19 protein-coding genes are annotated in these 18,236 nt (G+C 60.4%); 9 read left to right on the top strand and 10 right to left on the bottom strand.

From position 1 onward, the window contains the following. Nucleotides 1-60 precede the first annotated feature (60 nt). A complete protein-coding gene (locus HU767_RS13240) occupies nucleotides 61-1,197 on the bottom strand; it encodes a glycerate kinase (protein ID WP_186729713.1) in 1,137 nt (378 codons plus the stop codon). Between the two features lie 401 nt (nucleotides 1,198-1,598). On the opposite strand from HU767_RS13240, the gene HU767_RS13235 reads away from it, so the two are divergent. Beyond that, on the top strand, nucleotides 1,599-2,612 hold the full coding sequence (locus tag HU767_RS13235; RefSeq protein WP_186709346.1) for an aldo/keto reductase: 1,014 nt from the start codon (nucleotides 1,599-1,601) through the stop codon (nucleotides 2,610-2,612). Between the two features lie 153 nt (nucleotides 2,613-2,765). Then, nucleotides 2,766-3,650 (top strand): EamA family transporter RarD, encoded by an 885-nt coding sequence (rarD, locus tag HU767_RS13230; RefSeq protein ID WP_186729712.1) that lies wholly within the window; start codon nucleotides 2,766-2,768, stop codon nucleotides 3,648-3,650. A 174-nt stretch (nucleotides 3,651-3,824) separates the two neighbouring features. Here the strand turns inward: rarD and hppD are convergent, their stop codons facing one another. Together hppD and HU767_RS13220 are read right to left on the bottom strand one after the other, a co-directional pair. Beyond that, nucleotides 3,825-4,901 carry a 4-hydroxyphenylpyruvate dioxygenase gene (hppD, locus tag HU767_RS13225; RefSeq protein WP_186729711.1) on the bottom strand — a complete coding sequence of 359 codons (1,077 nt, stop codon included), beginning with the start codon at nucleotides 4,899-4,901 and terminating at the stop codon, nucleotides 3,825-3,827. Nucleotides 4,902-5,153: 252 nt separating this feature from the next. Further along, nucleotides 5,154-6,098: a DMT family transporter gene (locus tag HU767_RS13220; RefSeq protein WP_186709332.1), complete on the bottom strand. Its 945-nt coding sequence runs from the start codon at nucleotides 6,096-6,098 to the stop codon at nucleotides 5,154-5,156. 222 nt (nucleotides 6,099-6,320) lie between these two features. Between HU767_RS13220 and HU767_RS13215 the strand changes: the two genes are divergently transcribed. The 3 genes from HU767_RS13215 to HU767_RS13205 all read left to right on the top strand — a co-directional run bounded on the left by HU767_RS13215 (nucleotide 6,321) and on the right by HU767_RS13205 (nucleotide 9,553). Then, the gene (locus tag HU767_RS13215; RefSeq protein ID WP_186729710.1) at nucleotides 6,321-7,184 is read left to right on the top strand and encodes a LysR family transcriptional regulator; all 864 of its coding nucleotides are present in this window, start codon (nucleotides 6,321-6,323) and stop codon (nucleotides 7,182-7,184) included. A 235-nt stretch (nucleotides 7,185-7,419) separates the two neighbouring features. Then, entirely contained in the window at nucleotides 7,420-8,964 is a 1,545-nt protein-coding gene (locus HU767_RS13210; RefSeq protein ID WP_186729709.1) for an EAL domain-containing protein, read from the top strand. A 223-nt stretch (nucleotides 8,965-9,187) separates the two neighbouring features. Then, entirely contained in the window at nucleotides 9,188-9,553 is a 366-nt protein-coding gene (locus HU767_RS13205) for a histone-like nucleoid-structuring protein, MvaT/MvaU family (RefSeq protein WP_072411532.1), read from the top strand. Nucleotides 9,554-9,653: 100 nt separating this feature from the next. On the opposite strand, the gene HU767_RS13200 is transcribed toward HU767_RS13205, so the two are convergent. Continuing rightward, nucleotides 9,654-10,181 carry a DUF4946 domain-containing protein gene (locus HU767_RS13200; RefSeq protein WP_186729708.1) on the bottom strand — a complete coding sequence of 176 codons (528 nt, stop codon included), beginning with the start codon at nucleotides 10,179-10,181 and terminating at the stop codon, nucleotides 9,654-9,656. Nucleotides 10,182-10,374: 193 nt separating this feature from the next. Between HU767_RS13200 and gloA the strand changes: the two genes are divergently transcribed. Next, on the top strand, nucleotides 10,375-10,896 hold the full coding sequence (gene gloA / locus HU767_RS13195) for a lactoylglutathione lyase (protein ID WP_186729707.1): 522 nt from the start codon (nucleotides 10,375-10,377) through the stop codon (nucleotides 10,894-10,896). Nucleotides 10,897-11,172: 276 nt separating this feature from the next. Here the strand turns inward: gloA and ahpF are convergent, their stop codons facing one another. The 4 genes from ahpF to galU all read right to left on the bottom strand — a co-directional run bounded on the left by ahpF (nucleotide 11,173) and on the right by galU (nucleotide 16,164). After that, the gene (gene ahpF, locus HU767_RS13190) at nucleotides 11,173-12,735 is read right to left on the bottom strand and encodes an alkyl hydroperoxide reductase subunit F (protein WP_186729706.1); all 1,563 of its coding nucleotides are present in this window, start codon (nucleotides 12,733-12,735) and stop codon (nucleotides 11,173-11,175) included. Nucleotides 12,736-12,858: 123 nt separating this feature from the next. Beyond that, nucleotides 12,859-13,422 carry an alkyl hydroperoxide reductase subunit C gene (ahpC, locus tag HU767_RS13185; protein ID WP_053122943.1) on the bottom strand — a complete coding sequence of 188 codons (564 nt, stop codon included), beginning with the start codon at nucleotides 13,420-13,422 and terminating at the stop codon, nucleotides 12,859-12,861. Nucleotides 13,423-13,650: 228 nt separating this feature from the next. Further along, nucleotides 13,651-15,006: a glutathione-disulfide reductase gene (gene gorA / locus HU767_RS13180; protein ID WP_186729705.1), complete on the bottom strand. Its 1,356-nt coding sequence runs from the start codon at nucleotides 15,004-15,006 to the stop codon at nucleotides 13,651-13,653. A 318-nt stretch (nucleotides 15,007-15,324) separates the two neighbouring features. After that, a complete protein-coding gene (gene galU / locus HU767_RS13175) occupies nucleotides 15,325-16,164 on the bottom strand; it encodes a UTP--glucose-1-phosphate uridylyltransferase GalU (protein ID WP_003182953.1) in 840 nt (279 codons plus the stop codon). Between the two features lie 233 nt (nucleotides 16,165-16,397). Here galU and HU767_RS13170 point away from each other — a divergent pair, with 233 nt between their 5' ends. Both HU767_RS13170 and HU767_RS13165 read left to right on the top strand, forming a co-directional pair. After that, complete coding sequence (locus tag HU767_RS13170) at nucleotides 16,398-16,610, top strand: hypothetical protein (protein ID WP_060741669.1); 213 nt, start codon at nucleotides 16,398-16,400, stop codon at nucleotides 16,608-16,610. Between the two features lie 129 nt (nucleotides 16,611-16,739). Beyond that, nucleotides 16,740-17,021: a hypothetical protein gene (locus HU767_RS13165; protein ID WP_186709309.1), complete on the top strand. Its 282-nt coding sequence runs from the start codon at nucleotides 16,740-16,742 to the stop codon at nucleotides 17,019-17,021. A 13-nt stretch (nucleotides 17,022-17,034) separates the two neighbouring features. Here the strand turns inward: HU767_RS13165 and HU767_RS13160 are convergent, their stop codons facing one another. Continuing rightward, nucleotides 17,035-17,265 carry a hypothetical protein gene (locus HU767_RS13160; protein WP_186709307.1) on the bottom strand — a complete coding sequence of 77 codons (231 nt, stop codon included), beginning with the start codon at nucleotides 17,263-17,265 and terminating at the stop codon, nucleotides 17,035-17,037. Between the two features lie 109 nt (nucleotides 17,266-17,374). Then, nucleotides 17,375-17,725, bottom strand: a complete 351-nt coding sequence (locus HU767_RS13155; RefSeq protein WP_053122953.1) for a hypothetical protein — start codon at nucleotides 17,723-17,725, stop codon at nucleotides 17,375-17,377. 202 nt (nucleotides 17,726-17,927) lie between these two features. On the opposite strand from HU767_RS13155, the gene HU767_RS13150 reads away from it, so the two are divergent. Further along, nucleotides 17,928-18,230, top strand: a complete 303-nt coding sequence (locus tag HU767_RS13150; RefSeq protein WP_003182962.1) for a DUF1883 domain-containing protein — start codon at nucleotides 17,928-17,930, stop codon at nucleotides 18,228-18,230. Nucleotides 18,231-18,236 lie beyond the last annotated feature (6 nt).

Below are 18,236 nucleotides of genomic sequence, written 5' to 3'. Positions count from 1 at the left end.
ACGGGAGCAAGCTCCCTCGCCACAGGTTCACCCTACTCCTGGGCCAAGTGCCTATCGAGCTTACCGCGCGGCCACCCGCCAAAGCCGGGCGATGTCCCGGGCGCGCTCGCTCAGCAGGCGCGGGGCGTCGGTGCAGGCTTCTTGCAGGGTCATCGGCCCGCTTGCCAGGGCGAAGGCGGCGTCGATGCCATGTTCATACAGCGCCTGGTAGCCCTCCCCCAGCGTGCCGGCAATGACCACTACCGGTACGCCATGCTCGCGAGCGATGCGGGCCACGCCGAAAGGGGTCTTGCCGCGCAGGGTCTGGGCATCGAAACGGCCTTCGCCGGTAATCACCAGGTCGGCGCCGTTGACCGCTTCGGCCAGCCCGGTCAACTGGGCGACCACGTCCACCCCGGTACGAAACTGCGCCCCCAGGAACGCCTTGGCCGCGAAGCCCAGGCCACCGGCGGCGCCGCTGCCCGGCTCGTCGCGCACATCCTTGGCCAACGCCCGGGCGCACTGTTCGGCGAAATGCCCAAGGGCCCGGTCCAGCGCCTGCACTTGCTGGGCAGTGGCGCCCTTCTGCGGACCGAAAACCACAGACGCGCCGTGGGGGCCGCACAGCGGGTTATCGACATCGGCGGCAATCTCGAAGCTGACCTGGGCCAGGCGCGGGTCGAGGCCGCTCAGGTCGATGCGCGACAGGTTCGCCAAGGCCAGGCCTCCGGGTGGAAGGGGTTGGCTTTGCTCATCCAGCAACGCCACGCCCAGGGCCTGCATCGCACCGGCACCGCCGTCGTTGGTGGCACTGCCGCCAATCGCCAGGATCACCCGCCCGGCGCCTGCATCGAGGGCCGCGCGAATCAGCTCGCCAGTGCCGTAGGTGCTGCTGGAACAGGCATCGCGTTGCCCCGGCGGCACCCATTGCAAACCGCTGGCCTCGGCCATCTCGATGATCGCGGTGCGGCTCTCGGCCAACCAGCCCCAGCGAGCCTCGACGGCGACACCCAACGGACCGCGGACCCGGGTGCGGCGCCACTCACCGTGACAGGCCGCCAACACCGACTCCACCGTCCCCTCCCCGCCGTCCGCCATCGGGCATTTGATCAACTGCGCGTCCGGCCAGACCTCGGCCAGCCCTTGGGCGATGGCATCGGCGACGCCCTGGGCGCTGAGGCTGTCCTTGAACGAGTCGGGGGCGATGATTATTTTCATATTATTCTCCGGTTCCGATGCACTGCATGCTGCCAGCTGACCGCAGCCGTGACGCCGGTCCGCCGGTCCGCCGCACAAAAGACACTGGGCATTATTGTTCAAGATTACAAAAACTGGTTTTCCAGGGAAATTCAGGTTGAAGCGGCCGGCCTCATCGCGAGCAGGCTCGCTCCCACATGGGCCTGTGTAACCTCAGGATCTGCATACAACACAGACCCACTGTGGGAGCGAGCTTGCTCGCGATGACGGTGTATCAGTCGATATCAATGTTGGCTGACCTGACGTTATCGCGAGCAAGCCCGCTCCCACAGTTGATGGGTGAGGGGTTGAGAAATCGGTTGGATCCACGCGGCGGTTCTGGTATTTGATTGGACCTTTCCCAAGGATAAAAGGATCTTGTCATGAGCTACCGCACGCTAGGCCATTCCGGGTTGCAAGTCTCGACGTTGACCCTGGGCACGATGATGTTCGGCGAACAGACCAGCGCCGAGGATTCGCTGCGGATCATCGACAAGGCCTGGGACCAGGGCATCAATTTCATCGACACCGCGGACGTCTACACCAACGGCCGTTCCGAAGAGATCGTCGGCGAGGCGATCGCCCGTCACCGCCAGGAATGGGTGCTGGCCACCAAGGTCGGCTTCGGCCCGCCGGACGGCGTGCCCAACCGCAGCGGCCTGAGCCGCAAGCATCTGTTCAATGGCATCGAGGCCAGCCTGACGCGCCTGGGCACCGATTACCTGGACATCTATTACCTGCACCGCGAAGACCACAACACCCCGCTGCACGTGACCGTGTCGGCCATTGGCGACTTGATTCGCCAGGGCAAGATCCGCTACTGGGGCCTGTCGAACTACCGTGGCTGGCGCATCGCCGAAGTGATACGGATCGCCGACAGCCTGGGCATCGACCGGCCGGTGATCAGCCAACCGCTGTACAACATCGTCAATCGCCAGGCGGAAACCGAGCAGATCACCGCGGCCCAGAACTACGGCCTCGGCGTGGTGCCGTTCAGCCCCCTGGCCCGTGGCGTGCTCAGCGGCAAGTACGCGCCGGACGTGGCGCCGGACGCCAACAGCCGCGCCGGCCGCCAGGACAAACGCATCCTGGAAACCGAATGGCGGGTCGAATCCCTGCGCATTGCCCAGCAAATCCTGCAGTACACCCAGGGCCGAGGCGTGGGCATCGTCGAGTTCGCCATCGCCTGGGTGCTGAACAACAGCGCCGTGACCTCGGCCATCGTCGGACCGCGCACCGAGGAACAATGGGATTCGTACATCAAGGCGCAAGCGGTGAAGATCAGCGCGGAAGATGAAGCCTTCATCGATTCGCTGGTGACGCCGGGGCACGCTTCGACGCCGGGGTTCAATGATGTGAGTCATTTCGTGCCTGGGCGAGTGCCGCGTACGTCGTAACATGCACAGACTGTGGCGAGGGAGCTTGCTCCCGCTCGGCTGCGCAGCAGTCGCTCTTTTGGGGCCGCTACGCGACCCAGCGGGAGCAAGCTCCCTCGCCACGGGTAAACGGCTTTCCGTATCGTGCTGCAATTCCAATAACAAGAGGCATCCGTGTCCAAAGGCATCGCTCTATCGGTCTCGGCCTCTGCGCTGTTCGCCGTCATGTATTACTACACCTCGTTGCTCACGCCACTGACCGGCCTGGAGATTTTCGGTTGGCGGATGTTGTTGACGATGCCGTGCATGACCGCGTTCATGCTGATTTCCCGTGAATGGAAGCTCGTTTCGGATCTGGTTGCACGCTTGATCAGCACACCGCGCTTGCTGCTGGGCGCGATAGCGTCATCGGCCTTGATGGGCGCACAACTGTGGCTGTTCATGTGGGCGCCACTCAACGGCTACAGCCTGGACGTGTCGCTGGGGTACTTCCTGTTGCCGCTGTCGATGGTCCTCACCGGGCGGCTCGTCTATGGCGAGCGCCTTTCCTATCTGCAGAAAGTCGCGGTGTTCTTCGCCACCCTCGGCGTGTTCAACGAGTTGTACCAAGTGGGTGGTTTTTCCTGGGCAACGTTGCTGGTGGTGATCGGCTATCCGATCTATTTCATCCTGCGCAAACGCATCAAGACCGACAACCTCGGCGGGCTCTGGCTGGACATGACGCTGATGTTGCCCGTGGCACTGTGGTTCGTGCAAAGCGGCGAACAAGGTTTCGCCGTGTTCGATCAATACCCGCGGTTGACCTGGCTGATTCCATTGCTCGGCGTGATCAGCGCCAGCGCGCTGGTGTCCTACATCGTCGCCAGCCGGTTGCTGCCATTCAGCCTGTTCGGATTGTTGAGCTATGTGGAACCGGTGTTGCTGCTGGGGGTTGCGCTGTTGCTGGGGGAAAGCATCAAGGCCGAGGAATGGCTGACCTATATCCCCATTTGGATGGCCGTGGCGGTGCTGGTGTTCGAAGGGTTCAAGCACTTGGTACGGCAGCGGCGCAGGACCTGAGCCTGCATCGAACCTGTGGGAGCGGGCTTGCTCGCGAAAGCGGCGTGTCAGGCGCCATTTATATCGACTGATACACCGCTTTCGCGAGCAAGCCCGCTCCCACATTCGGGACTGCATCGGCAACAAAAAAAACCCGCCCGGCATCACTGCCGGACGGGCTTTTTTCATCAGGCCTTACTCGGTCGCGAGCACACCACGACGCACTTGGTCACGCTCGATCGACTCGAACAGCGCCCTGAAGTTGCCTTCGCCAAAACCATCGTCGCCCTTGCGCTGGATGAACTCGAAGAACACCGGCCCCATCAGGGTTTCCGAGAAGATCTGCAGCAGCAGGCGCTTATCACCCTGCTCGGAAGCACCGTCCAGCAGAATGCCCCGCGATTGCAGTTCATCCACCGGTTCGCCGTGGTTCGGCAGGCGGCCTTCGAGCATTTCGTAGTAAGTGTCCGGCGGCGCGGTCATGAAGCGCATGCCGATGCTTTTCAACTGGTCCCAGGTCTTGATCAGGTCATCGGTGAGGAAGGCCACGTGCTGGATGCCTTCGCCGTTGAACTGCATCAGGAACTCTTCGATTTGCCCGGCGCCCTTGGACGACTCTTCGTTCAACGGGATGCGGATCATGCCATCCGGCGCGGTCATGGCCTTGGAGGTCAGGCCGGTGTATTCGCCCTTGATGTCGAAGTAGCGGATCTCACGGAAGTTGAACAGTTTCTCGTAGAAGCCGGCCCAGTAGGCCATGCGCCCGCGGTAAACGTTGTGGGTCAGGTGGTCGATGATCTTCAGGCCCGCCCCCACCGGGTTGCGATCAACGCCCTCGATGAACACGAAGTCGATGTCATAGATCGAGCTGCCTTCGCCAAAACGGTCGATCAGGTACAGCGGCGCGCCGCCGATGCCCTTGATGGCCGGCAGGTTCAGCTCCATCGGGCCGGTCTCGATGTGGATCGGCTGGGCGCCGAGTTCCAGGGCGCGCTTGTAGGCCTGCTGCGAATCCTTGACCCGGAACGCCATGCCGCACACCGACGGGCCGTGCTCGGCAGCGAAGTACGAAGCGACGCTGTGGGGTTCGTTGTTGAGGATCAGGTTGATCGCGCCCTGGCGATACAGGTGCACGTTCTTGGACCGGTGGGTGGCCACCTTGGTGAAGCCCATGATCTCGAAGATCGGCTCCAGGGTGTTGGGGGTCGGGGATGCGAACTCAATGAATTCGAAGCCCATCAGGCCCATGGGGTTTTCGTATAGATCTGCCATGTCGGCGCCTCATCATGCGGGTCAATTAACAAAAAAAACGTTAGTTGCAGGCAGTGCTGAGGGCACGGGGCGGCGCGCAGGAAATGCCACGAACGCTGCGGGCGAGGAAATCGCCGTAGATCAGTTGAAACCCAAGTATCTTCATTGTCGACCCAAGGCTCTTGCGGGCGAGGCTTCTGCTGCCAGAAGACGTTATTCTTATATGCGTAAATCGATTCTACACAGCGTAACCGAATTTGTCCGCCTCCTGTATCAAATCGCCTTTTCCTTCGACCGCGCAAGGGGTTTGTTACAGAGGAAGATGCCCAGCAGAATCACGGCCCCACCGACGCACATCAACGCCGTGAGCCGTTCGTCCAGCAACAGCGCGCCCAGCAGCACCGCCGTCAGCGGATTGAGCGCGATAAATACGCCGGAGCGGGTCGCGCCGATCCGACGAATGCCGTCGTACCAGGCGATATATGCCAGGGCCGAGCCCAGCACGCCGAGGTACAACAGGCTCAACCATTGCTCCACGTCCAGCCCGCCCAGGGCTTGGAGACGAATCTCCCCCGCCGCCGCGCAGGCCAGCCACAACATCAGCGTGCCCAGCAGAATCGACCAGGTCACGGTCTGCAAGGGGCCGAGGCTTTCGTTGAGTTTTTTCGAAAACAGCGAATAGATTCCCCAGCCCAGCACACAGCCAAAAATCAGCAGGTCGCCGATCCAGGCCTGCGCCGCGCCTTGTAACAAGGACGGATCACGACTGACGATCACCAATCCCGCCCCGCCGATGCACAGCACGATGCCGGCCACTTTCAAGCGGCTCAGCCGTTCCTTGAACAGCCACCAGGACGCCAGCCCGATCACCGCCGGATTCAACGCCACGATCAGCGAGGCCCGGGATGCATTGATGTACTGCAAGCCGTAGAAGAAACACAGGTTATAGAAAAAGATCCCGAAGAACCCCAGCGCAGCCAGCTGCAGCCCTTGCTTCACACTGGGCCGGACCAGCGCAATCCCGGCCAACGCGAGAAACACCAGCAGCGCGATGCTTGCCAGCAGGAAACGCAGGCTGGCGGCAAACATCGGTGCCAGGGCATCGGAAAGGATCCGGCCGGCCACAAAGGTTCCGCCCCAGATCATGGTGACCATGGCGAGCTTCAGGTAGACCGGCAGGTCCGAGGGGATTGGGACGGCTTGTTCGAGGGTTTTCATGGTTTCACCACATTGAAATAAGACGAATGACCTGTGGCGAGGGAGCTTGCTCCCGCCGGGCTGCGAAGCGGCCCTCTGATTCACCCGCAATGGGCCCGCTGCGCGGTCCAGCGGGAGCAAGCTCCCTCGCCACGGAAAAGCGCCTGGGCCACGGTTCCGTGTACGGTTGGGATGCCGTATTGTTCGGCTCATGTCCGATCATCGTAAAATGAGTAATCCCTCATGACCCTCACCCAACTCGAAATCTTCTCCCTGGTCGCCGAACTGCGTGGCTTCACCGCTGCGGCCACGCGCTTGGGCATTGGTCAATCCGCGGTGTCCCACGCCATCAAATCCCTGGAACAAGAACTGGGCGTGGAATTGCTCAGGCGGCATCAGTCGGTGGTGGAGCTCAGCGATATTGGCCAGCAATTGCTGCTGCGGGCCCGGGCCATGCTCGGGCTGGCGAACACCTTGCGCCAGGAAGCCGCCGATGCCCGGGGCATGCGCCGGGGCACGTTGCGCATCGGCTCGTTCGGGCCGACGTCATCGATGAAACTGCTGCCCGGGATCCTGCGGCGCTATCGAGCCTTGCACCCCGGCATCGAAGTGCACATTGATGAAGGGCCCGACAGGCAGGTGGTCCAATGGCTGGACGAACGGCGGATCGATGTCGGTTTCGTGGTGCTGCCCGAGGAGCGTTTCGATACGTTCATGCTGATGGAAGATCAGATGGTCGCCCTGCTGCCCACCGCACACCCCCTCGCCGCCCAGGCCAGCCTAAGCCTTGCGGACCTGTGCAACGACCCCTTCGTGCTCACCGAGGCGGGATCGTCGGAGTTGGTCACGCGCCTGTTCAATGCCGCCCGGCTGACACCGAACGTGCGTTTGCGTTGCTCGCAATTGCTCAGCACCCTGGATGTCGTCAGGCGTGGCGAGGCGGTGAGCGTGGTGTCCGAAGGGTCGTTGCCAGATGACAGGAACCCTGGTTACGTCGCCAGGCCCTTGTCGCCCCGGGTGCCGCGCCAGATCGGCCTGGCGGTATTGGACAGCCGCCAGGCCTCGCCCGCCACCCTGGCGTTCATCGAACTGGCCCGGCAGTCATGAGCCCGGCATCAAACCTGGGGGAGCCTGGCATTGAACCTGTGGGAGCAAAGCTTGCTCGCGATGAAGGCACCTCGGTTCTCCAGGTGGACCGCATGATCGTTCATCGCGGGCAAGCCTTGCTCCCACAGACCTTGCTCCTACAGTCACACTGGTGCCAGCAAGTCACCGACAGGCCATCTATCATGGTCGGCATCCAATGCTTCCCCCCTACCCCCTTTTTCATCAGGTCGTGCCGATGCCCCTGACCACCACCCGCTCGCACACTCGGCCCCGCCGCTACCTGGTCACCCTGCTGTGCGGCCTGGTGCCGATGCTGTCAGGGCTGGCTATTTTGTACATGCAGGCCGAACGGACGCTGGCGCAACACACCCGGCAGACCGCCGAGGAACTGGTCCGGCAGATTGAGCTGATGCTCGACAACACCGCCATGGCGGCCCGTGAATTGTTGCCCCTGGCCGGCCAGCCCTGCGAAGCGGTGAAGCTGGCCCTACGCGAACAAGTGACGCGCCGGCCATTTGTCCGCTCGACCAACCTGATCTGGGACGACAGCCTGTATTGCAGCTCGCTGTTCGGCGCCTTCGAAGAACGGGTCAACCCGAGCGACTATCATCAGGGCACGCTGTGGCTCATGGATGGCAACCCGGTTACGCCGGATACCGCACTGCTGATCTACAGGCTCAATGAGGGTCGGCAAGGCGCCTTGGCCACACTTGATGGGTATCACTTGGCCAATGTCCTGCGCCTGATCGGCGGCCAGACCCGGCTGCGGCTGCAAATCGGCCCGAATTGGCTGGCGGCGGACGGCAAGGTCCGGCCAGCGCCCTTGCCCGGGCTGCCGGTGGCCCAGAGCGAGCTGGGCTCATCGCGCTACCCCTTTCATGTGGAAGCCGGATTCGAGGAGGGTGAAACCTGGCGCTACATGGCCAGGGAATATCCTCCACTGTTCAGCCTGCTGATCTTCTTTGGCGCTGTGGCGGGGACACTCGGACACTGGCTGCAAAAGCGCGCCTCGTCTCCCAGCCGTGAACTGCAACGGGCGCTGGAAGCCGGCGAGTTCGTGCCCTACCTGCAACCAGTCGTGCACAGCGACAGCAAACGCTGGGCCGGTGTCGAGGTGCTGATGCGCTGGAACCACCCCAAGGAAGGCCTGGTCCGTCCGGACCTGTTCATTCCCTTCGCCGAACACAGCGGCGTGATCGTGCCGATGACCCGTGCGCTGATGCAGCAGACCATGCGCCTGCTGGTGCCGCTCGCGCCACGACTCGAAGCGCCGTTTCACGTCGGCATCAACATTACCGCCCGCCACTGCCAGGACCTGGCGCTGGTGGACGATTGTCGCGAGTTTCTCGGCGCCTTCGCGCCGGGTGCGATAACCCTGGTGCTGGAGTTGACCGAACGCGAGCTGATCGAACCGACGCCCGTGACCCGGCAACTGTTCGACCTACTGCGAGAACTGGGGGTCAAGATCGCGCTCGACGATTTCGGCACCGGCCATTCCAGCCTGGCGTATTTGCGCCAGTTCAACGTGGATTTTCTGAAGATTGACCAGAGTTTTGTCGCGATGATCGGTGCCGACGCGCTGTCGCGTCACCTCCTTGATAGCATCATCGAACTGTCGGGCAAGTTGGATCTGGACATGGTGGCCGAGGGCGTCGAAACCGTCGAACAGAGCGACTACCTGAGCGCAAATGGGGTTAACTTTCTGCAGGGTTATCTATTTGGTCGCCCCATTAGCGGGCAGGCATTCGCTGAGGCGTTGACCGGCACTAATGGCAGTTAACTGCCGTCGATCTATTGACGACGACCTGCCCATTGATAAAACGCTTGCTGTTGTTACATAACGAAAAAGTTACGATTTACACTTTCCGGATTAACTACTACAATTTTTCTACCTGTGCCACATAACAGGAGAGAGTCATTAACACCGAGTCGCTTCAAGGCGCTTGGCTTATAGCTTTGTTTGCGGTTGGTATCAGCCAAATATTTTGATTGGAGTAATCATTTTGTCCAGACTCGCTGAATTTCGTGCAGCCGAAAAGGCCCTTCAAGAACAGCTCAAGCAGCTGGAATCGCTGAAGAACGATGCCGGGCTCAAGAAGGAAATCGAATTCGAGGAAAAGCTCCAGGGACTGATGAAAACCTACGGCAAGAACCTGCGCGACATCGTCGCGATCCTCGACCCGAACCCGTCCAAGGCAAGCCTGCAGTCGACCAAGCCTACCAAGACCCGTCGTGCGCGCGTGGTGAAGGTCTACCAGAACCCGCACACCGGTGAGTTGATCGAGACCAAGGGCGGCAATCACCGCGGCCTGAAAGCCTGGAAAGAACAATACGGTGCAGCGACTGTTGATTCTTGGTTGCGTGGTTGACAGTGCGTTGACAGCCCAGGCCAAAAAGCCCTGAATATTCAGGGCTTTTTTATGGACTAAACTTTAGGGTTAACCCCTTTGGGGTATTACGTTGAAGGCATCATAGTTTCAAACTGTTTCGCAGCGACTGTATTTCATCCTGGCTTTCAACAAACGCCTGCGCCTGCCCGGCATAGGACAGCACATAAGCCTTGCCCTCATTTAGTGCCGCGACGAGTGCCTGAGACAATACATGTCGTCCGTTTTGCGTGATCGTGCAAGTGGTTTCCAATGCAGTTACGCCCCCTAACATGGAAGCATGCACCTTAGTGCACACACTTTGATAACCGCCCTGGAAAAAATCCTTCTGGATTGATTTGCGCATTTCCAGCAACACGCCCTGCAAGTTGACTTGGTGATCGGGGGCAACGGGGGTCGTGGTCAGTTCCAAGACCATCATGGCATTGCCGGCCGGATCACTCTTGGTTGCCCGTTGGCGCAGGGTTCCCGGGGCTGCCGAGGTCGATGCCTGCGCCGGCAGCGGTTCGACGACCCAGCCCTGGGGCCAGGTAATTTGCGGTTCGGACGCCTGGACGCCGCCGACGCTCACCAGCAGCAGGACAAACAGCGAAAGGAACGGTCGAATCATTGCGTTGGCACTCAAGGACGAAGCGTGAAGTCTGAAGGCCGAGGCAGAACCAGGCAATAGCCGCGCGCGGTTTGGCGACACCGTGTCCCTTGCGTATCATGGGCGCAGCTGCAAGGAAGCCGTTGACGCAAGCCCAGGAACCGTCGCGACCACGCTTGCGACGCCGTTTGCCCCACTTTTTTCCGGAGGGCCCATGAGCCTGCACGAACTCAATACTTTCCCTGGCGTCACCGCCCAACCTGACGCCGCCACGGCCCAGTTCGTCTTCAACCACACCATGCTGCGAGTCAAGGACATCACCCAGTCCCTGGATTTCTACACCCGCGTGCTGGGTTTTTCGCTGGTGGAAAAGCGCGACTTCCCGGAAGCCGAATTCAGCCTGTATTTCCTGGCGTTGGTGGACAAGCATCAGATCCCGGCGGACGCGGCGGCGCGTACCGAATGGATGAAGTCGATCCCTGGCATCCTGGAACTGACCCACAACCACGGCACCGAAAGCGACCCGGCGTTCGCCTACCATAACGGCAACACCGACCCTCGCGGCTTCGGCCATATCTGCATCTCGGTACCGGACGTCGTCGCAGCCTGCGAGCGCTTCGAAGCACTGGGCTGCGACTTCCAAAAGCGCCTGAGCGACGGACGCATGAAAAGCCTGGCCTTCATCAAGGACCCGGATGGCTACTGGGTCGAGATCATCCAGCCTGCGCCGTTGTAAACCTCACCACCGTCCATTGTGATAGCTCGATAGCTGTTTACCTGTCGACGGTGATGCTGGATTTGAGGGCCTCTTCGCGAGCAAGCCCGCTCCCACACTGGACCGTGTCGTTCACAGGTTTTGCGTACGACAGCGATCCAGTGTGGGAGCGGGCTTGCTCGCGAAGGAGGCAACTCGATCTAGTAGGGTGAATACCACGTCTGCCACAGAATGCGCAGATAAAAAACCCCATGAGCCAATGGCTCATGGGGTTTTGTGTTTTCCGCTATTGGTTGTTCAGGCCGGCGCGGAGGTGCGGATCAGGTGGTCGAAGGCGCTCAGCGAAGCCTTGGCGCCCTCGCCCACGGCGATCACGATCTGCTTGTACGGCACGGTGGTCACGTCACCGGCGGCGAACACGCCAGGGATCGAGGTTTCGCCACGGGCATCGACGATGATCTCGCCACGGGGTGACAACTCGACGGTGCCCTTGAGCCAATCGGTGTTAGGCAACAGGCCGATCTGTACGAAGATCCCTTCCAGCGCCACGTCGCGCACTTCACCGCTCGGACGGTCCTTGTAGCGCAGGCCGTTGACCTTCTGCCCATCCCCCGTCACTTCGGTGGTCTGGGCGTTGGTGATCACCGTCACGTTCGGCAGGCTGTGCAGTTTGCGCTGCAATACCGCGTCGGCACGCAATTGCACATCGAACTCCAGCAAGGTGACGTGGGCGACGATACCGGCCAGGTCGATCGCCGCTTCGACGCCGGAGTTACCGCCGCCAATCACCGCCACGCGCTTGCCCTTGAACAGCGGGCCGTCGCAGTGCGGGCAGTACGCCACGCCCTTGTTGCGGTATTGCTGCTCGCCCGGCACGTTCATTTCGCGCCAGCGGGCACCGGTCGCCAGGATCACGGTCTTGGCCTTGAGGCTCGCACCGCTGGCGAACTTGATTTCATGCAGCCCGCCGTCCTTGCCCGGCACCAGGCCGTCGGCACGTTGCAGGTTCATGATGTCCACGTCGTACTGCTTGACGTGTTCTTCCAGGGCGACGGCCAGTTTCGGCCCTTCGGTTTCCTGGACCGAGATGAAATTCTCGATGGCCATGGTGTCGAGCACCTGGCCGCCGAAACGCTCGGCCGCCACACCGGTGCGAATGCCTTTACGGGCCGCGTAGATCGCCGCCGAAGCGCCGGCCGGGCCACCGCCGACCACCAGCACATCAAAGGCATCCTTGGCGCTGATTTTCTCGGCCTGGCGTTCGATACCGCTGGTATCGATCTTGGCGAGAATCTCTTCCAGGCCCATGCGGCCCTGGCCAAAGTTCACGCCGTTCAGGTAAATGCTGGGCACGGCCATGATCTGGCGCTCATCGACTTCGGCCTGGAACAGCGCGCCGTCGATGGCGACGTGGCGAATGTTCGGGTTCAGCACCGCCATCAGGTTCAGCGCCTGGACCACGTCCGGGCAGTTCTGGCACGACAGCGAGAAATATGTCTCGAAGTTGAACTCGCCCTTGAGCGAGCGGATCTGTTCGATGACTTCGACACTGGCCTTCGACGGGTGGCCCCCGACTTGCAGCAGGGCCAGCACCAGCGAAGTGAATTCATGCCCCATGGGAATGCCGGCGAAACGCAGGCTGATATCGGCTCCCGGGCGGTTCAACGAAAACGAAGGCTTGCGCGCATCGGTGCCGTTGTCGAGCAACGTAATCTGGTGGGAAAGACTGGCAACGTCTTGGAGTAACGCGAGCATTTCCTGGGATTTCGCACCGTCGTCGAGGGAGGCGACGATCTCGATCGGCTGGGTGACCCGTTCCAGGTATGACTTCAACTGAGCTTTAAGATTGGCGTCCAACATACGGGCGATTTCCATTTTTTAATTTCAGAAAAAACAACGCCCGAGCGAATCTCGCCCGGGCGTTTTGTGGGGCGAAGCGGCTTACTTGATTAAGAGCGGATCGCCCTCGGATGACTCACCGGTTTAGATCTTGCCGACCAGGTCCAGGGACGGAGCCAGGGTGGCCTCGCCTTCTTTCCACTTGGCTGGGCAGACTTCGCCTGGGTGAGCGGCAACGTACTGAGCGGCCTTGATCTTGCGCAGCAACTCGGAAGCGTCACGGCCTACACCGCCGTCGTTGATTTCAACGATCTTGATCTGGCCTTCTGGGTTGATCACGAAAGTACCGCGGTCAGCCAGGCCGACTTCTTCGATCAGCACGTCGAAGTTGCGGGAGATGACGTGGGTCGGGTCGCCGATCATGGTGTACTGGATCTTGCCGATGGCTGGCGAAGTGTTGTGCCAGGCCGCGTGGGCAAAGTGAGTGTCGGTGGAAACGCTGTAGATCTCGACGCCCAGTTTCTGGAATTCGGCGTAGTTATCGGCCAGGTCTTCCAGTTCGGTTGGGCAGACGAAGGTGAAGTCAGCCGGGTAGAAGAACACGACAGACCACTTGCCTTTCAGGTCGGCGTCCGAGACTTCGACGAAAGCGCCGTTTTTGAAAGCGGTGGCGTTGAACGGTTTAACTTGGCTGTTGATGATAGGCATCGATGTTTCTCCGTCAGGGTTGAAAAGTTGATGGAGAGGATCTTACCCACTCATCTCCAGGCTGGCTCATTGGCAAACCTGATGCGAATGATTGGTTTTGGCTATCAGGAATCTATATAGATAGAAGAAATCTGTAGGAGGTGGGGATGGCTGCGATCTTTGATCTTTCGCTTGGGGCTCAAGTGTCGGTAGAAAGATCGCAGCTTCTATGCAGCGGATATAGCTGCGTCAGGCGACGGGGGTACGCATCGTCACGAATTCTTCGGCGGCAGTTGGGTGCACGCCGATGGTTTCGTCGAAGTCGCGCTTGGTGGCGCCGGCCTTGAGGGCGATGGCCAAGCCTTGGACGATTTCCCCGGCGTCCGGTCCGACCATGTGGCAGCCCAAGACTTTATCGGTGTTGGCATCGACGACCAGTTTCATCAAGGTGCGTTCCTGGCAGTCGGTGAGGGTCAGCTTCATCGGCCGGAAACGGCTTTCAAAAATCTGAACCTCGTGCCCCTCCTCCCGGGCCTGCTCTTCGGTCAGGCCCACCGTGCCGATGTTCGGCAGGCTGAACACGGCGGTGGGGATCATCCGGTAATCCACCAGTCGATACTGCTCGGGCTTGAACAGCCGCCGCGCCACCGCCATGCCTTCGGCCAGGGCCACCGGCGTAAGCTGCACACGGCCGATCACGTCGCCAATGGCCAGGATCGATGGTTCAGAGGTCTCGTACTTTTCGTTGACCTGCACGAAGCCTTTTTCGTCCAGCTTGACGCCCGTGTTCTCCAGCCCAAGGTTGTCCAGCATCGGTCGTCGGCCCGTGGCGTAGAACACACAATCGGTCGACAGCGTGCGGCCATCCTTGAGTGTCACCTTGAGGCTGCCGTCGGCTTCTTTATCGATGCGCTGGATGTCGGCGTTGAATTGCAGGTCCAGGCCACGACGTTGCAGCTCTTCAGCCAGATGCTTGCGCACGGCGCCGTCGAAGCCACGCAGGAACAAGTCGCCGCGATAGAACAAGGACGTCTGCGCGCCCATGCCATGGAAAATCCCGGCGAATTCAACGGCAATGTAGCCGCCGCCCACCACCAGCATGCGCTTGGGCAACGTCTTGAGGAAAAACGCCTCGTTGGAACTGATGGCATGCTCGCGACCTGGAATGTCAGGAATCACCGGCCAGCCACCCGTGGCGATCATGATGTGTTCGGCGGTGTAGCGCTGGCCGTTGATCTCGACTTCGTGCGGGCCGCTGATCCTGGCGTGGCCTTCATGTAACGTCACGCCACTGTTGACCAGCAGGTTGCGGTAGATACCGTTGAGGCGATTGATCTCGCGGTCCTTGTTGGCGATCAACGTGGCCCAGTCGAAACTCGCCTCGCCCGCCGTCCAGCCATAGGCCGATGCCTGCTCGAAGTCCTCGGCGTAATGCGCGCCGTAGACCAGCAGCTTTTTCGGCACGCAGCCCACGTTCACGCAGGTCCCGCCCAGGTAGCGGCTTTCCGCCACGGCCACCTTGGCCCCGAAACCGGCGGCGAACCGCGCAGCCCGCACGCCACCGGAACCGGCGCCAATCACATACAAGTCAAAATCGTAGGCCATCTTCTATCTCCTTCGGCAGGTCACCAGCATACCTGCTGTTTTCGCCTGAGGCAGCGTTGCGATGGTTATGGGGGCGGAAAATGGAAAAGCCAGTTGGACTGGATCATGTCGAGCGGTCAAGCCCAAAACCTGTGGGAGCGGGCTTGCTCGCGAATGCAGTGTGTCAAACGACATCAATGCTGGTTGTGCCGCCCTCTTCGCGAGCAAGCCCGCTCCCACAAGGTGAATCCCTTGTATGGCTTGCGAGAGATTTTTTCCCAAGCCAAAAAAAACGCCCCGAACCAGTCGGGGCGTTTTTTATGGCGTGGCGCAGGCTTATCAGTAAGCCTTGCCCGTCTTGTAGAAGTTCTCGAAGCAGAAGTTGGTCGCGTCGATGTAGCCTTCGGCGCCACCGCAGTCGAAACGCTTGCCCTTGAACTTGTAGGCCATGACGCAGCCGTTCTGGGCCTGTTTCATCAAGGCGTCGGTGATCTGGATTTCGCCGCCCTTGCCTGGCTCGGTCTGTTCGATCAGGTCGAAGATGTCCGGGGTCAGGATGTAGCGACCGATGATCGCCAGGTTGGACGGCGCGTCTTCAGGCTTTGGTTTTTCAACCATGCTGTGGACGCGGTAGATGTCGTCGCGGATCATTTCGCCGGCGATCACGCCGTACTTGTTGGTTTCCTGCGGATCGACTTCCTGGATCGCCACGATGGAGCAGCGGAACTGCTTGTACAGCTTGACCATCTGGGTCAGGACGCCGTCGCCTTCGAGGTTGACGCACAGGTCGTCCGCCAGGACCACGGCGAACGGTTCGTCACCGATCAGTGGGCGACCGGTCAGGATCGCGTGGCCCAGGCCTTTCATTTCGGTCTGGCGGGTGTAGGAGAACGAGCACTCATCCAGCAGTTTGCGGATGCCGACCAGGTACTTTTCCTTGTCGGTGCCTTTGATCTGGTTTTCCAGCTCGTAGCTGATGTCGAAATGGTCTTCCAGGGCGCGCTTGCCACGGCCAGTCACGATGGAAATTTCAGTCAGACCCGCATCAAGGGCTTCTTCGACGCCGTACTGGATCAGTGGCTTGTTCACCACCGGCAGCATTTCTTTGGGCATGGCTTTAGTCGCTGGCAGGAAGCGAGTACCGTAACCGGCTGCTGGGAACAAGCATTTCTTGATCATATAAGTCCTTGAAAAGGCGGTGTGTACGAGTTTCGGCGCAGTCTAATCAGGCGACGGGCACCTTACAATGCCCGCACTGGCCAACCGGTGCCATCATAGAGAAATAAAAAACGGCGGATAGTTCAATCGCCTTTCGTTTCGATGGCTGCAGCGGTCCACTGTACGCCAGTGAGGGCTGTTTGCGGGCATTTGACGTATCATGGCGGCCTTGATCACGCCAACGAGGCAGTTAGATGTCGGCAAGAAACGCAAACGGTTATTCGGTCAGCCAGGGCAAGGACGGCCAGTGGTGGATTATCAACTACCACGGCGAGCAGGTCGCCGGTCCCTTGCCCAGCAAGGCCATGGCAGTGGAAGTGGCTGCGGTATTCCAGGACGAACGCGCGGCTCCAGCGACGAAAGAACGCGAAAGCGCCCCCGCCCGCAGCCCCCGCCGCAAGAAATGAGCCGCAGGAAATAAACAGACGAGCCTCTAGTAAATGCCACCGGCGCATCGAACGAGGCTTGTTTAGCTGTACCGCAATGGCCATTCGCTATAACCTCGCCATTGCCCTTCCCTCCTCGATGACGATCCCATGAAAACACTTCTGGCGCTGTTTACAGTCCTGGCCCTGGCGGGCTGTGCCTCGGCCGAAAAAACCTATCTCGATAATGGCGAACAAGGCTTGGCGATCGACTGTTCGGGCGAGGCCAATTCCTGGGCGACTTGCTATGAAAAGGCCGATGCGTCCTGTGCCGGCACCGGCTACCGCATCGTCGGCACCGACGGCACGCCCCAGGCCAAGGACAGCGAGAAGACCCTGGGCGTCGACGTCGGCAATTTCAGCAGCCGCAGTGTCGTGGTGGTCTGCAAATAAGTTTGCAAAGAAATCAGATGTGAATCTCGGCGAACTTGATGCCCAGCCCACGTATGGTCTCGACCAGGTCATCGAGCTGGCTGAAGGACTCGACTTCGTCCTGCTCATCCACCAGGAAAAAACTGCGCCCGGCGCTTTTCTTGAAGAACACGATCCATTCGCCCGGGCTCGCCGGGTTCTGGATCACGTGGGTGGCAAAGATAAGGCCTTCTGCATGGCGCTCGCGCACCTGCTCGCGTTTCATCGAATGACTCCATGAATGACAATGCCGCCAACGTTGACCGTGGCGGCATTTTTGTCGAGGGACAGCAGTTTATCCGATGGCCGGTCCGCTCGTCAGGCGCTGACGGTGTTCAGCCGGAAATGCAGGCGTTGGCTGCGTCCTGCACATCGCCCGGACGCACGGGCACGTTGGACATGCTTTCATGCAGCTTGATGCTGCTACCACTGGAACGCTCGTCAATGTCGAACACTGCCGCTGGCAGGGTCGACAGTTTGCCCGGGACGATCAGCCGCACGCCGTTCTTGTGCGGCTCCATTTGCAGCGAACCACGGCTGCTGGCCAGCTTGTCGGCCACGCACTTGGCATATTCGTGGGGTTTCTTTCCGGAGATGACGCTCATGGTGGGGGGCGTCTGGTTGATGTCCGATACCGATGCACATCCACTCATGGCCAATGCCAACACCCACACGCTGCGCTTCATATGTTTCCTCCAATAAAGATGCTCCGACAGTGCAAACACCGTTTTGCTCCGGTGCCGCACCGCTTTTTTTTCCCGCTACCTGCGATAAATGAACAAAGCCTGGCGCGCGGGCCGGATATTAACACTCGGGGCTGATAAACTGCGCCTCATTGCCCCTTGCTATCGTTTTGATTTTGTAGAAAAAGCCCTTCTGGAGGCGCCCATGAAATTCATTCACCAGCGCGAGCACCTGAACGAAGACGACATTGTCGTCATCGAATGCTCGCAAATGTGCAACATCCGTTTGATGAACGACGCCAACTTCCGCAGCTTCAAGAACGGCGGCCGGCACACGTATCACGGCGGCGCGTTCGACACCTTCCCGGCGAGGATCACGGCGCCGAGCACCGGTTTCTGGAACATCACCATCGACACCGTCAACCGCCGTGCAATCAGCGTCACGCGCAAGCCGACCCTGACCCACAAGATCAAGATCATCCGGCGTTCCAGCTCGAAACTGAGCTGAACATCG

It is taken from the genome of Pseudomonas sp. SWRI179 (assembly GCF_014268705.1).
Classification (GTDB): domain Bacteria; phylum Pseudomonadota; class Gammaproteobacteria; order Pseudomonadales; family Pseudomonadaceae; genus Aquipseudomonas; species Aquipseudomonas zanjanensis.
This window is presented reverse-complemented; position numbering and strand designations above follow the sequence as displayed.

Excerpts from the sequence above, each read along its gene's own strand:
- HU767_RS13240 (WP_186729713.1), bottom strand. The coding sequence starts at position 1,197 with ATGAAAATAATCATCGCCCCCGACTCGTTCAAGGACAGCCTCAGCGCC.
- HU767_RS13235 (WP_186709346.1), top strand. The coding sequence starts at position 1,599 with ATGAGCTACCGCACGCTAGGCCATTCCGGGTTGCAAGTCTCGACGTTG.
- hppD (WP_186729711.1), bottom strand. The coding sequence starts at position 4,901 with ATGGCAGATCTATACGAAAACCCCATGGGCCTGATGGGCTTCGAATTC.
- HU767_RS13220 (WP_186709332.1), bottom strand. The coding sequence starts at position 6,098 with ATGAAAACCCTCGAACAAGCCGTCCCAATCCCCTCGGACCTGCCGGTC.
- HU767_RS13215 (WP_186729710.1), top strand. The coding sequence starts at position 6,321 with ATGACCCTCACCCAACTCGAAATCTTCTCCCTGGTCGCCGAACTGCGT.
- HU767_RS13210 (WP_186729709.1), top strand. The coding sequence starts at position 7,420 with ATGCCCCTGACCACCACCCGCTCGCACACTCGGCCCCGCCGCTACCTG.
- HU767_RS13200 (WP_186729708.1), bottom strand. The coding sequence starts at position 10,181 with ATGATTCGACCGTTCCTTTCGCTGTTTGTCCTGCTGCTGGTGAGCGTC.
- gloA (WP_186729707.1), top strand. The coding sequence starts at position 10,375 with ATGAGCCTGCACGAACTCAATACTTTCCCTGGCGTCACCGCCCAACCT.
- ahpF (WP_186729706.1), bottom strand. The coding sequence starts at position 12,735 with ATGTTGGACGCCAATCTTAAAGCTCAGTTGAAGTCATACCTGGAACGG.
- ahpC (WP_053122943.1), bottom strand. The coding sequence starts at position 13,422 with ATGCCTATCATCAACAGCCAAGTTAAACCGTTCAACGCCACCGCTTTC.
- gorA (WP_186729705.1), bottom strand. The coding sequence starts at position 15,006 with ATGGCCTACGATTTTGACTTGTATGTGATTGGCGCCGGTTCCGGTGGC.
- galU (WP_003182953.1), bottom strand. The coding sequence starts at position 16,164 with ATGATCAAGAAATGCTTGTTCCCAGCAGCCGGTTACGGTACTCGCTTC.
- HU767_RS13170 (WP_060741669.1), top strand. The coding sequence starts at position 16,398 with ATGTCGGCAAGAAACGCAAACGGTTATTCGGTCAGCCAGGGCAAGGAC.
- HU767_RS13165 (WP_186709309.1), top strand. The coding sequence starts at position 16,740 with ATGAAAACACTTCTGGCGCTGTTTACAGTCCTGGCCCTGGCGGGCTGT.
- HU767_RS13160 (WP_186709307.1), bottom strand. The coding sequence starts at position 17,265 with ATGAAACGCGAGCAGGTGCGCGAGCGCCATGCAGAAGGCCTTATCTTT.
- HU767_RS13155 (WP_053122953.1), bottom strand. The coding sequence starts at position 17,725 with ATGAAGCGCAGCGTGTGGGTGTTGGCATTGGCCATGAGTGGATGTGCA.
- HU767_RS13150 (WP_003182962.1), top strand. The coding sequence starts at position 17,928 with ATGAAATTCATTCACCAGCGCGAGCACCTGAACGAAGACGACATTGTC.